Annotated in this window: 12 protein-coding genes; 5 read left to right on the top strand and 7 right to left on the bottom strand. The window is 44.2% G+C overall.

What is annotated here, in order from left to right:
• Positions 1-100: 100 nt before the first annotated feature.
• A complete protein-coding gene (locus tag AC5ZC7_RS23230; RefSeq protein WP_496158648.1) occupies positions 101-1,042 on the top strand; it encodes a bifunctional riboflavin kinase/FAD synthetase in 942 nt (313 codons plus the stop codon).
• On the opposite strand, the gene AC5ZC7_RS23235 is transcribed toward AC5ZC7_RS23230, so the two are convergent.
• From AC5ZC7_RS23235 to AC5ZC7_RS23245, 3 genes are read right to left on the bottom strand one after another with little or no spacing between them, the layout of a single operon-like run.
• On the bottom strand, positions 1,039-1,551 hold the full coding sequence (locus AC5ZC7_RS23235; RefSeq protein ID WP_496158647.1) for a hypothetical protein: 513 nt from the start codon (positions 1,549-1,551) through the stop codon (positions 1,039-1,041). The two genes, AC5ZC7_RS23230 and AC5ZC7_RS23235, sit on opposite strands and share 4 nt — an antisense overlap.
• Before the next feature lie 30 nt (positions 1,552-1,581).
• Complete coding sequence (gene holA / locus AC5ZC7_RS23240; RefSeq protein ID WP_496158646.1) at positions 1,582-2,577, bottom strand: DNA polymerase III subunit delta; 996 nt, start codon at positions 2,575-2,577, stop codon at positions 1,582-1,584.
• 54 nt (positions 2,578-2,631) lie between these two features.
• Entirely contained in the window at positions 2,632-3,357 is a 726-nt protein-coding gene (locus AC5ZC7_RS23245) for a ribonuclease H-like domain-containing protein (protein ID WP_496158645.1), read from the bottom strand.
• A 103-nt stretch (positions 3,358-3,460) separates the two neighbouring features.
• On the opposite strand from AC5ZC7_RS23245, the gene AC5ZC7_RS23250 reads away from it, so the two are divergent.
• Positions 3,461-4,423 (top strand): DUF8428 domain-containing protein, encoded by a 963-nt coding sequence (locus tag AC5ZC7_RS23250; protein ID WP_496158644.1) that lies wholly within the window; start codon positions 3,461-3,463, stop codon positions 4,421-4,423.
• A 498-nt stretch (positions 4,424-4,921) separates the two neighbouring features.
• Positions 4,922-5,317: a response regulator gene (locus AC5ZC7_RS23255; protein ID WP_496158643.1), complete on the top strand. Its 396-nt coding sequence runs from the start codon at positions 4,922-4,924 to the stop codon at positions 5,315-5,317.
• Positions 5,318-5,435: 118 nt separating this feature from the next.
• Here the strand turns inward: AC5ZC7_RS23255 and AC5ZC7_RS23260 are convergent, their stop codons facing one another.
• On the bottom strand, positions 5,436-7,079 hold the full coding sequence (locus tag AC5ZC7_RS23260; protein ID WP_496158642.1) for an ATP-binding cassette domain-containing protein: 1,644 nt from the start codon (positions 7,077-7,079) through the stop codon (positions 5,436-5,438).
• Positions 7,080-7,368: 289 nt separating this feature from the next.
• Between AC5ZC7_RS23260 and AC5ZC7_RS23265 the strand changes: the two genes are divergently transcribed.
• Together AC5ZC7_RS23265 and murI are read left to right on the top strand one after the other, a co-directional pair.
• A complete protein-coding gene (locus AC5ZC7_RS23265) occupies positions 7,369-8,031 on the top strand; it encodes a carbonic anhydrase (protein ID WP_496158641.1) in 663 nt (220 codons plus the stop codon).
• 2 nt (positions 8,032-8,033) lie between these two features.
• Positions 8,034-8,852 (top strand): glutamate racemase, encoded by an 819-nt coding sequence (murI, locus tag AC5ZC7_RS23270; protein ID WP_496158640.1) that lies wholly within the window; start codon positions 8,034-8,036, stop codon positions 8,850-8,852.
• A gap of 189 nt (positions 8,853-9,041) precedes the next feature.
• On the opposite strand, the gene AC5ZC7_RS23275 is transcribed toward murI, so the two are convergent.
• The 3 genes from AC5ZC7_RS23275 to AC5ZC7_RS23285 all read right to left on the bottom strand — a co-directional run bounded on the left by AC5ZC7_RS23275 (position 9,042) and on the right by AC5ZC7_RS23285 (position 13,523).
• Positions 9,042-11,168, bottom strand: coding sequence for a prolyl oligopeptidase family serine peptidase (locus AC5ZC7_RS23275; protein WP_496158639.1), 2,127 nt, complete (start codon positions 11,166-11,168; stop codon positions 9,042-9,044).
• 59 nt (positions 11,169-11,227) lie between these two features.
• The gene (locus AC5ZC7_RS23280; RefSeq protein ID WP_496158638.1) at positions 11,228-12,613 is read right to left on the bottom strand and encodes a Gfo/Idh/MocA family oxidoreductase; all 1,386 of its coding nucleotides are present in this window, start codon (positions 12,611-12,613) and stop codon (positions 11,228-11,230) included.
• Positions 12,614-12,758: 145 nt separating this feature from the next.
• Complete coding sequence (locus AC5ZC7_RS23285) at positions 12,759-13,523, bottom strand: succinate dehydrogenase/fumarate reductase iron-sulfur subunit (RefSeq protein ID WP_496158637.1); 765 nt, start codon at positions 13,521-13,523, stop codon at positions 12,759-12,761.
• Positions 13,524-13,573: the final 50 nt, after the last annotated feature.

The raw sequence follows: 13,573 nt of genomic DNA on the forward strand, positions 1-13,573 counted from the left end.
GAATAAAGACGCTCTTCAGGCTGCAAAAGTAACAGATTCCGCGCAGAATGCCCGCCGAATGTGTTAGATTTGCACGGCGTTTTTGATAGTATTGATTTTTATGCAGGTTCACAGGGACTTAGAACACTTACCGGAATTTCGAAATGCGGTTGTTACCATCGGCACTTTCGATGGCGTACATGCCGGCCATCGCTTCATTATCCAGCAACTGGAGCAGGCTGCCCGTGAGTGTGGCGGCGAAACGGTGATTGTTACTTTTGACCCGCATCCACGGGAAGTATTGCTACCCAGCCCGAATAATATCCGGCTACTCACCACCTTACCGGAGAAGATCGCCCTGCTGGAGCGTGCTGGTATTGACCACCTGGTAGTAGTTCCCTTTACTAAATCATTTTCTGAAATGCCCGCCCGCAGCTATCTGGAAGACTTCCTGGTGGCCCGTTTCCGTCCTCATACCATCATCATTGGCTATGACCATCGCTTTGGCCATAACCGCGAAGGCGGACTGGAACTGCTGGAAGCAGAGCAACAACAATATGGCTTTAAGCTGATAGAAATCCCACAGCAGGTAGTACACGACCTGACGGTGAGCTCTACCAAAATCCGTAAAAGCCTGCAGGAAGGCCATATCAGCCTTGCTAATGAACTACTGGATTACTCCTATTTCATGACCGGCACCGTAGTGCATGGTGATAAAATGGGCCGTCAACTGGGCTATCCCACTGCCAATCTGCACCTGAACGATGAAAGAAAACTGATTCCTGCAGAAGGTATTTATGCCGTTCGCGTAGGATTAAACGGCCATAACAACCTGCTGCCGGCCGTGATGAGCATCGGTTTCCGCCCTACCTTCAATGGTACGGACCTGCGACTGGAAGTGCATCTTTTTGACTTTAACGAAGACTTGTACGGACAGGAACTGACGGTATACTTCGAATCATATATCCGCTCCAACCTGAAGTTTGATAATATTGATGCTTTGATTGTACAGATGGATAAGGATTCAGCACAGGCAAAGGAGATATTGGCAAAAGAAGTCTAGCCCTGTTGTACCGGTAATACCACTTTTTCTTTCACCGGCCTGGATAATTTATATCCACTTCTTAATAGTAACACACTGCCTACCAGCATAACTGCCAGTGTGCCCCAGAACCGCAATAACAGATTATCACCTGGCTTCAGGTTCTTAACTACTACTGCAGGATCTTTGTCTATAGCACCTAAAAATCCAATCATCAGTAAAGTACCTGATACAAAGTATACCGCCGCCCATAATTTTCTGCCCATTGGTGACAGTGGCTTTTTACGTTCCAGGTCTCCGGATGATTTCACACGCATAAACAAGCGGTACCCAAACCGGCACATAATGTAGGCCAGCCAGAAAAGGCCCAGTAACGTCAGGGTAGCAAGCGTTTTTTCTCCTATCCCATGAAATTGACTAAGGTTCTCTGTGTAAAATATGAGGTGGAAGACACTAATCACCAGGAACACACCTGTTGTTACGGAGAAAAAGGCTATAATACACTTCAGTACAGCATAGGTTCTTTGCATGATAAATATTTATAATGCAATGATACTACATTAATTCATCACCTTGTACATCAATTCCTTCATGAGTTCTCCATCTTCTACCCCACTATCGTTAATGCCTATACTCCGCAGGTTATACTGATGTAATAGCAGGATTGCTTTTTCCGTGCCTTCCGGACCATATTGCCGGGCGGCGTTCATGTAGTCTTTTACAAAGAAGGGATGTACGCCCAGTGCGGCGGCCACTTCTTTCTCTGCCCCTTTTACGCTGAAGATGAGATTTACTTTCGCGAAGAAGTTATAGAGTGCAGGCAGGGTCATTTGTATAGGCGCTGCCTTAGGATTGGCGGCAAAATAGGCGATGATTTTAAATACTTTAGCGGTATTTTTTTGTCCAACGGCATTTTGCAATTCAAATACGTTGTATTCTTTACTGATTCCCACATACTTCTCAATATCGCCTTCGTCAATTTTCTTTTGGGCGGGCAGGTTTACCAGCAGCTTATCTATTTCATTGGCGATACGGGAAAGGTCGTTGCCGATATGATCTACCAGGAGGATAGCTGCTTTTTGTGAGATGGCCAGTCCGCGGCTGCTCACATAAGATTCTGCCCAGGCAGGTAGTTGGTTATCATATAATTTTTTGGTAGACAGGAGTACGCCCTTATCCTTAATGAGCTTCGCCATTTTGCTCCTGCCATCAATTTTGCCTTGTTTGTGTGCTACCACAAATATGGTGGAAGACAGGGGGTTGTCGATATAGGCTTCCAGTTTAAGCAGGTCGCGCATGGCCTGTGCTTCTTTGAGCAATACCACTTGTCGTTCTGCAAACATGGGATACCGGCGGCAGGCGTTGATAACGGTGCTCCAATCGGTATCTTTCCCGTAAAGCACGGTGAGGTTAAATCCTTTTTCGGCTTCCGGCAACAGTTCGTGTTCGGCATAGCTGGTTACCTGGTCAATAAAAAAGTCTTCCTCACCTTCCAGCCAGTATAGCGACTTAAATTTCTGTTGTTTCCAATCCCTGATGATATCCTGGTAATCCATGTATTATATTAGCTTTTAGCCTTTAGCAGTTAGCAGTTAGCAGCTTTTAGCGATTTATTTTACAATAACGATGTCTTCCTGTTTGAGCACCGGCAGTCGTTTAAATTTCAGCATGAGCTGTGCTACTGCGAGAACATCTTTCTGGCAATAGGCGGCGATGCGTTCGAGGTCCTTTTGTTCCCAGTATACGCTGGCTACCATACTGCCGTCTATGTCGTCTTTAGGCGTTTCAATGCCCATAACGGCGGTCAGGAGTTTCAGGGAGATATAATGTTTAAAGTCCCCGAAGCGCCATAGATGCAGGGTATCCAGCATGGGAACTTCCCAGGGTTTGAATCCGTGCAGCTGTAAAGGCTGGGGCAAAGATAATTGATGGATAACAGACCGCCTGCAAATAAAAGGAATATCAAATTCTTTGATATTATGTCCTGCAAACTGGAAGCGGGGGTGTTTCGCATAGAATTTATTAATTAATTCTAAAAATCCGCTGAGTACAACTGATTCATCATCATTATAAAACGATTTCAGCCGTAAAGTATATCGATTATTTTCGAGGCTGAAGAAGCCTACAGAAATGCAGACGATTTTCCCGAATTCAGCGTAGATGCCGGCCCTGTCGGCGTATGTAGCATCCTCATTTCCGGAAACTGGCGCAGTTTTTGCAATTTTGTCACGCCAGAGCTGTTGCATATCATCAGATAATTGTTCCAACGCAGGAGCAGCCGGGGTTGTCTCTATGTCCAACAGCAATAATTGATCTAACGCAATATTTGGAAGCACGATTGAAAAACTGTTTTATATCTATTTATAAAATATGAATAATATAACTACTTTTGAATAACGATTTTTAACCATATAACAATTAAACATAAAACTCACAACTATGACGGAGAACACATTTAACACCCCTGCGCCGGGATCACCCGGACCAGAAAAACCACGTAGTCGCAATGGTCTAATTTACGGTATTTTAATCGCAGCATTAGCCGGTACGTGGATATATATGTTATACGATAAGAACAAAACCAGCGATCAACTCGTACAAAAGAACACACAGATAGATTCTATCTCTTCTTCACGTGACGCTTTACAACAAGAATATAACGCAGCGAATGCCCGTTTGGATGATCTGATTTCACAGAATACCCGGATGGATAGTCTTGTTAAAACAAAAGATAAGGAAATACAGGATATGAAAGCCAGGATCTCCAGCATCCTGACCAACAAAAATGCTACGCAGGCGCAACTGGCAGAAGCCCGTCGTTTGATTGAGCAACTGAAATCCAATATCGAAGGTTATCAGCAAACCATTGAGCGACTGGAGGGTGAAAAAATTGTACTGGCTGGTGAAAGAGATGTAGCGCGCAAAGAACGCGACTCTGTATCTACTGTGAAAGACAGTTTGAATAAGAAAGTGGACCTCGGATCTGTATTGCATGCTTCCAACATTAAGCTGCAGCCTATCCGTGTTAAACACAATGGCAAAGAAGTAGAAACCAGCAAAGCAAAACGCGCAGATATGATGCGGGTAACCTTTGACCTGGACGACAACCGCATTGCTCCTACCGGCGACAAAGAAATCTTTGTAGCGATTACTGCTCCTGATGGTGCACCGCTGGCTGTAGAAGCATTAGGTTCTGGCCGTTTTACACTGGAAGATGGTACTGAGAAGTTATATACTGCCAAGAAAACAGTAGCCTATGTAACTGGTCAGAAACAAACCATTTCCATGGATTGGAAACAGAATTCTGACTTCAAACCAGGTGACTACGCCGTTGAGATTTACCACAATGGCTACAAAATTGGCCAGGGTAAAGTGACACTGAAGAAAGGTGGATTATTTTAATAGCTAATCGCTGTTAACATAAAAGCGAAAGACCGGAGTGGATATGAATCCTTACTCCGGTCTTTTGTTTTTGTAATATTTGCTCAAATTTTCCGTTTTATAGCTTTCCGATCTCATTTTTACGCCTTCTACACTGTTCCCCTGATATTTTTTTCGCTTATCTATTTTGTTAACGATTAGTTATTGACAAAAAGATATATATAAAAATAAAATTAAATTAACGTTCTTTGCTCACATAATTAAAGATAGCCGGAGGCCACTGTGTACCAAGACCAATGCTTGAGAAGAAGAATGTGACAGGCAATTTATAATGCCCAATTAGACCCGTATTTACAGTTATGAAAACTGATTTCAGCCACTTGTAGCATCTGAAGTCAATGGTTTTATATTGCTGTAGAAAAGGTAACAAAGTAATAGGTTCTTCCCTCAAACCATCGTCTATCGGCGCAGCCTTTTGTTATTAACGGATCAGATAAGAAGCCCAATTAAAACTGAAGCATGGAAGACATGAGTAAAATAGTGTACGTTGTAGATGATGATGAGATTTTTCATTTCATTATCAAAAAAATGTTGGGGCAGCAAAGCAGTGACCTGGTAGTTACCTCTTTCCTCTGCGCAGAAGAGGCCCTCGAGCAGCTTTCGAGCAATCCCCAGCCTACATTGCCCTCTCTTATTATTCTTGATATGAATATGCAACGGATGAACGGATGGGATTTTATTGAAGCGTACAGGGGATTAAAGACGTCGCTTAAAAATACAATTCCGATTATCATGTGTTCCTCCTCCGTAGATGTAAGGGATATGCAAAAAGTACAGCATACACCGGAACTGATGGCTTATATTACCAAGCCGCTGGATAAAAATAAGCTCAAAGTAATTGAAGAATATTTATAAATAATTACGAATTTCAAATTACGAATTACGGCTTAATCAGAAGACAACAGCGAATACTCTTCGCGTTTACCATCTTCTAATTAAGCCGTAATTCGTAATTTGAAATTCGTAATTTCTTTTATGCTAACACGGCGTTGCCGTACATTTCTTCACGCAATGCTTTCACACGTTCGTCGGCCAGGTACTCATCAAACGTCATCAGTCGGTCAATGATGCCTTTAGGCGTTAATTCTATAATACGGTTCGCTACTGACTGCATAAAGGTATGGTCATGTGTAGTAAACAACACCACGCCTTTATAGTTAATCATGCTTTCGTTGAACGACTGGATAGATTCCAGATCAAGGTGGTTGGTAGGCTCATCGAGTACCAGTACATTAGGATCCTGCAGCATCATGCGGCTGGTCATACAACGTACTTTTTCTCCTCCACTCAATACGGAAGTTTTCTTCATGATTTCATCTCCACCAAATAACATCTTACCCAGGAAACCACGCAGGAATGGCTCATCCACATCTGTAACGTGTGGTGGTACATACTGACGTAACCAATCCATCAGGTTCAGGTCTTTATTGGTAAAGAAAGCGGCATTATCGTTGGGCAGGTAAGCACTGGTAACAGTGGTACCCCATTCGAATTTACCACCATCTGCGGGTACTTCGTTGTTGATCACTTCGAAGAAAGTAGTCAGCGCCAGGTGATCTTTAGACAGGAATGCAATCTTATCGTTTTTATTCACGGAGAAGGTTACATCTGTAAAGAGTTTGCGGCCATCTACCAGTTTCTCCAGCTTTTCTACGTTCAGAATCTGGTTACCTACTTCGCGCTGTTGCTTGAAGATGATACCCGGATATTTACGGTTAGATGGCTGAATATCTTCCACCACCAGTTTTTCCAAAGCTTTCTTACGGGAAGTAGCCTGTTTACTTTTGGAAGCGTTGGCACTGAATCGGGCGATAAAGTCCAGGAGGTCTTTACGCTTATCTTCCATTTTCTTGTTCTTATCAGCAATCTGGCGGGCCATCAACTGGGATGATTCGTACCAGAAAGTATAGTTACCACTGAAGATCTGGATCTTGGCGCGATCCACATCAGCCACATGCGTACATACAGCATCGAGGAAGTGACGGTCGTGCGATACTACGATCACGATGTTTTCATAGTCAGCCAGGAAGTTTTCCAACCAGCCAATGGTTTCCACATCAAGGTCATTCGTAGGCTCATCCAGTAACAGGATGTCCGGGTTACCAAACAGGGCCTGCGCCAGCAAAACACGCACCTTCAGGCTACCAGCAATATCCTTCATCAGGGTGCTATGCAGCTCTTCTTTTACACCCAGATCGCTCAACAGTACACCTGCATCGCTTTCCGCGGTATAACCACCCATTTCACCGTATTCCGCTTCCAATTCACCTGCACGCATACCGTCTTCTTCGGTAAAATCTTCCTTCGCATAAATAGCATCTCTTTCTGCTGCTATCTGCCAAAGCTTCTTATTACCCATTAATACGGCATTCAGTACTGTAACCTCATCAAATCCAAAGTGGTTCTGCGAGAGTACGCTCATACGCTCACCGGGAGTGATTTCCACAGTACCTTTATTCGGTTCTATTTCACCGGACAATATCTTCAGAAAAGTAGACTTCCCTGCTCCATTGGCCCCAATCACACCATAACAGTTCCCTTTTGTGAAATTGAGGTTTACTTCGTCAAACAATACTCTCTTACCAAAAGAGAGCGTTACGTTTTTAACACTGATCATGCTGGCTATGTAAATTTTGAAGCCGCAAAGATACAGATTTTATGCGGGCTTTCCAAGCCGACAGCGATCTTCATATAACCATTAAAAACAATACTTAATCATCTTCTTAATATTTAATTATATATTTTCGATCTCCCAACTAATCCAGGTACCCTACCTATCACCTCGCTACCGGTAACAAAAAAATAGCGAATGCCCCGGTAGGCTATCTTTCATTATTTCATCACATCTCCGCTTGATATGTATAACCTTTCTTACCGTATCTTTAGCGCATAAAAATTGATACCCGATGACAGCATACAACCAGATTTTCGAGAATAACCGGCAATGGATCGCTTCTAAATTAGCCACAGATACAGAGTTTTTCGATAAAATGGCGGACTCCCAAAGCCCGGATTACCTTTATATTGGCTGCAGCGACAGCCGGGTACCAACCAACGAAATCATGGGATTGGAAGCAGGTGAAGTATTTGTACATCGTAATATCGCCAACCTGGTACCTAATACCGACCTCAACGTCATGAGTGTGATCAACTATGCGGTAGTACACCTGAAAGTAAAACACATTGTTGTTTGCGGACACTATAACTGCGGTGGGGTGAAAGCCGCCATGCAGGCTAAAGACCTCGGTATCCTGAATCCATGGTTACGTAATATCCGGGATGTATACCGTTTGCATATGGACGAACTCAATGCAATCACAGATGAGCATGAACGTTATAACCGCCTGGTAGAACTGAATACACAGGAACAATGCATCAATGTTATTAAAACCGCTGCTGTACAGAAATCCTATGTGGCTAACGGCTTCCCTACTGTACATGGCTGGGTATATGATCTGAAAAACGGTATCCTGAAAGATCTGAAAATCGACTTCGAAGGTGTACTGCACGAAATACAAAAAATTTATGACCTCACAGGTTCCGGCCTGATGCAAAAAGATACTGAATAACAATGGGTCCGATTGGCGTATTTGACTCCGGATACGGCGGCTTAACCGTACTGAAGGAAATTGTAAATGAACTTCCGGGATACGACTATATTTACCTGGGAGATAATGCCCGTGCCCCTTATGGCAATCGTGGCTTTGATACCATTCACGCCTATACGCTGGAATGTGTGCAAAAGCTGTTTGACCTGGGTTGCCCACTGGTGATCATTGCCTGCAACACCGCATCTGCCAAGGCTCTCCGCACTATTCAGCAAAAGGACTTACCGCGTATAGCACCGGATAACCGCGTGCTGGGCGTTATTCGTCCTACGTCAGAAATGGTAGGTACCCTTACGCAAACCGGGGAAGTAGGCATCCTGGCTACCAACGGCACGGTATCTTCCGAGTCTTATCCACTGGAAATTCATAAGTTTTTTCCACATGTAAAAACCTACCAGCTGGCCTGCCCGATGTGGGTACCACTGATAGAAAATAATGAACATGAAAGTGACGGCGCCGATTACTTTGTAAAAGAATACCTGGATAAAATTTTATCCATCTCTACCGACATCGATACGCTGGTATTAGGTTGTACCCACTATCCATTACTGTTGAAAAAAATCAAACAGTATTTACCTGGTGGCATTAACTTATTATCGCAGGGTAAAATTGTGGCCCATAGCCTGAAAGACTATCTGAAGCGGCATCCGGAAATGGAAAGCCGGTTGAGCAAGCAACAGCAACAGCAGTTTTACACCACCGATGATCCGGCCATTTTTGATAAAATGGCGGAGATATTTTTCGGTAAAACAGTTACCTCAAAAAAGATGCAGACCAAATAACGCGAGTTTTGGTCTTTGTACAGGATTAGACTGATTAGACTGATTAGACTGATTTTTGTTTTTTATAATTTAGAAAAATAAAAAGTTAGGGGAGATGTAAGCATTCGCTTATATCTCCCCTAATTTTTTAAAATCAAAAATGAAAATCAGTCTAATCAGTCTAATCCTGTACAAAGACCAAAACTCGTGCTATTTTCCTTCCAGCTTCAATAAAAAAGCATATTCCAACGCCACCAGCTTCAGGGATTTGAATCGTCCGGAAGCCCCGCCATGCCCGCCTTCCATATTAGTTTGCAGCAACAGCAAGTTATGATCTGTTTTCAATTCTCTCAATTTGGCCACCCATTTTGCCGGCTCAAAATATTGTACCTGCGAATCGTGCAATCCGGTAGTGACCAGCATATTCGGGTATGCCTTTGCCGTTACATTATCATAAGGTGAATAAGACTTCATATAGTCGTACGAATCCTTGTTTTTTGGATTCCCCCATTCATCGAATTCACTGGTGGTTAACGGAATCGTTTCATCCAGCATGGTAGTGACCACATCTACAAAGGGTACCTGCGCAATGATGCCATGAAACAGCTGTGGCGCCATATTAGCCACTGCACCCATTAACAAACCACCGGCGCTGCCGCCCATGGCATATAAGTGTGCTGAATCTGTATAATGTGCTGTTACCAGGAAATTGGCACAGGAGATGAAGTCGGTAAAAGTGTTTTTCTTCTTAAACATTTTTCCATCTTCATACCATTGCCGACCCATTTCCTGTCCGCCCCGTACGTGTGCAATGGCAAATGCAAAACCACGATCCAGCAAACTTAACATATTGGAACGAAAAGTACAGTTGGTACTAACACCGTAAGATCCGTATCCATACAGCAACAACGGGCCTTTTCCATTCTTCTCAAATGTTTTCTTGTACACAATGGAAACAGGAATCTTTGTACCATCTGACGCGGTAGCGAAAACTCTTTCTGATGCATAATCTTTGGGATCATATCCGCCGAGTACTTCCTGTTGCCGCTTCAATTCACTTTTACCAGTTTCCAGGTTGTAGTCGTAAACAGAGTTAGGGGTAATCAGGGAAGTATAGTTATACCGCAACTCTTTACTATCCATTTCCGGATTTACGCCAACAGATGCATCGTAAGCTGGTTCTGCGAAGGGCAGGTATTTATCTGTATGGGTTTTATCATTGATGACCCGTATCATGGTTAAGCCACCTTTTCTTTCTTCCAGTACGGTGAAGTCTTTGAACAACTCCAGTCCTTCCAGCAATACGTCCGGACGGTTAGGGATCAGTTCTTTCCAGTTCTGGCGGGAAGTTTTATCCAGCGGGGATTCCATTAAACGGAAGTTGAGTGCATCCCAGTTGGTAACGATATAGAATTTATCATCGCGGTGATCAATGGAATACAGCATGTCTTTTTCGCGGGGCTGAAATACCCGGAATGCCTCATTGGGCTTGCTGGCATCAAGTATACGGCTTTCGGAAGACAAGGTGCTTCCGCTACTGATAACGATGTATTTTCCGGATTTTGTTTTTGAGATGTCAACATCAAAGGTTTCATCTGTTTCATGAAACACTTCTTTGTCGGAAGATACACCCAGTGTATGCCGCAACACACGGTCGGACCTCAGGGTAACCGTATCTTTACGGGTATAGAACAGGGTTTTGTTATCTCCGGCCCAAACACTGGTACCGTCTGTTTGGCGGATAACGTCTGTCAGCGTTTCGTTTGTTTCCAGGTTTTTAATGTGGATCACATACTGTCTGCGGCTCACTGTATCTAAACCATATGCCATCAAAGTAGCGTCCGGGCTGATGGTTACGCCGGTTACGTTACAGAAAGCATGTCCGGCTGCGAGTTCGTTTACATTGAGGATCACCTGTTCTGTTGCTTCCAGGCTTCCTTTCTTACGACAATAAACGGGGTATTCTTTACCTTCTTCAAAACGGGTGTAATAATAGTAGCCATTCTTAAGATAGGGCACGCTCATATCCGTTTCTTTGATGCGTGATTTCATTTCATCAAAGAGCTTCTCCTGTAACTTTTTCTCCGGCGCCATGACGGTGTCCAGGTAGGCATTTTCCGCATTGAGCCATGCCAATACCTTTGGGTTTTCGCGTTCATTCATCCAGTAATAATTGTCGATGCGTTTATCACCGTGGATATTGAATTCTTTGGCTATTTTTTCTGCTACAGGAGGTTTAATATCTACCTGGTCATTCATAGTATGCTTCTTTTCGTTACAAGACAAAAGGACCGTTCCCAAAAGCAACAATATATTACCCTGGAAGTTCTTTAACATAGGGAATAGTTTTAAATAGTATGGTAAATGTAAACAGGTCTACAAATTACGAATTCTCTTTACACTATTTTCATGTTTACCGGATCCCAGTTCACCAGTTTCTTGCTAAAATAGCTTTCGTTGGTCAGGAGAGCGGGGCCGGCGGCACGTAAGCCAAATACGGCATCTTCCACTACCGGTTTGCCGGTGCGCATAGATTCGAAGAAGTTGGCGAAGTGTTCCAGCCTGTCGTCGTAGCCTTTGGGTGCAGCAAAAGCGCTGGAGCTTTCGATGGTATTTCTTTTATCTGCCGGGTATTTGGTATTATACTGCGCTACGTAAGCGGCCTGTTGTGCTTTGGTAAAGGTGTTGAAGGTATCCCATCCCCCATATCCGGGAGCTTCCGGCAGTTTATGTTTTTTGATTTTAAAATCGTTCCAACCCAGTTCCAGTACGCCGTCTGTACCAATGAGGCGGGTGTATTCCCCACCGCCGCTGCCATCCGCGAAGTTAACGCGCAGGGTCATCTGGAAGGAAGGATGTTCTTTTGTTGCCGGGTAATCGAAAATAGCCACCACCGTATCTGGTACATCGCGGCCATCTTTCCATTGTACCAGGTTACCGCTGGCATAGATAGAAGTGGGTCCCAGGGAGCCGGTGATGAAGTGCAGACCGGTAATCAAATGCACGAAAAGATCGCCGGGAATGCCCGTACCATAGGCTTTATAATTGCGCCAACGGAAAAAGCGTACCGGGTCAAAAGGCAGTTTGGCGGTGTCTTTCAGGAAGGTATCAAAATCGATGGTAGCGGGAGAAGCGTCTGTAGGAATAGAATACTGCCAGGCGCCCAATGCGCTGTGGCGGTCCATCCTTGCTTCTACAACGTTTAGCTGCCCTATTTCGCCAGCCTGGTAACGTTTACGGGCCTCCGCCAAGGCAACGCTGCTAACGCGCTGGCTACCCACCTGGAATACGGCTTTAGTGCGTTGCTGTGTGGCAATCACCTTATGGCCTTCTTCAATCTGCTGCACCATTGGTTTTTCGCAGTATACTGCCTTACCGGCTTCCATGGCATCAATAGCGATGGTGTCGTGCCAGTGGTCGGGTGTAGCCACAATGATGGCATCAATATCTTTTCTTTTCAGCAGTTCGCGGTAATCGCGGGTGGTGTAAATGTGGGAGCCGTATACTTCCCTTACACGAGCCAGGTGACCATCATACAAATCTGCAGCGCCTACAAATTCAACACCGGGTACTTTGATGGCGGCATCCACATCGCCAAATCCCATGATGCCCATCCCTACACAGGCAATGCGTATTTTATCATTAGGAGATATTCTTTTTTCGGGTTGCAGTAACTGTACTTGCTCCGGCGTTTTTGCCATAGCGGCTAACTGCCCAATTCCCAGCAGGGCTGCGGTGCTACTAACGTGTTTTATAAATTTTCTGCGTGATTGTTCAGACATATGGTTTTATTTAAAAGGGATAGATCGATTCCACATAATAGTTAAAAAATTTAAAAAGATACCTTTTCAAAGGATGAACGGAAAGCTGGCCATAAAAAAAGCCTTCCCGTTACCGGAAAGGCTTTTATAAAGAATACGACGAATGTTATTTTTCGGAAGAAAAACCGGCACCAATGAACTCCCTGTTGAGGCGGGCGATATTAGTGAGGGAAATTTCTTTGGGACATTCTGCTTCGCAGGCGCCGGTATTGGTACAGCTACCAAAACCTTCCTTATCCATTTGTGCCACCATGTTGAGTGCACGGGATTGTTTTTCCGGATGCCCCTGTGGCAACAATGCCAGCTGAGATACTTTAGCAGATACAAACAGCATTGCAGAAGAGTTTTTACAAGCGGCTACGCAGGCACCACAACCAATACAGGCTGCAGCAGCAAATGCGAGGTCAGCTTTGGTTTTATCTACCGGGATACAGTTTGCATCCTGTGCGTTACCGGTATTCACGGAGATATAACCGCCTGCTTCAATAATGCGGTCGAAAGCGGATCTGTCTACTGTCAGATCTTTTACTACCGGGAAAGCACCTGCTCTCCATGGTTCTACGGTAATGGTATCGCCGTCTTTGAAAGCGCGCATGTGCAGCTGGCAGGTGGTAGTACCGTCCCAGGGACCGTGTGCACGGCCATTGATGTGCATAGAGCACATACCACAGATACCTTCGCGGCAATCGTGATCAAAAGCGATTGGTTCTTTTCCTTCGTTGATCAGTTCTTCGTTCACCACATCAAACATTTCCAGGAAAGACATTTCAGAAGAAATGTTTTTAGCCTGTAAAGTTTCAAATCTACCCTGATCGTTTTTGTTTTTCTGCCTCCACACTTTTAATGTGAGGTTCATGTTATAATGTTCCATATACCTTGGACAATTATTTGATTTATAATCCTGGTCAGCTGTTAAGCAGC

This window comes from Chitinophaga sp. 9-1-y (assembly GCF_059511905.2).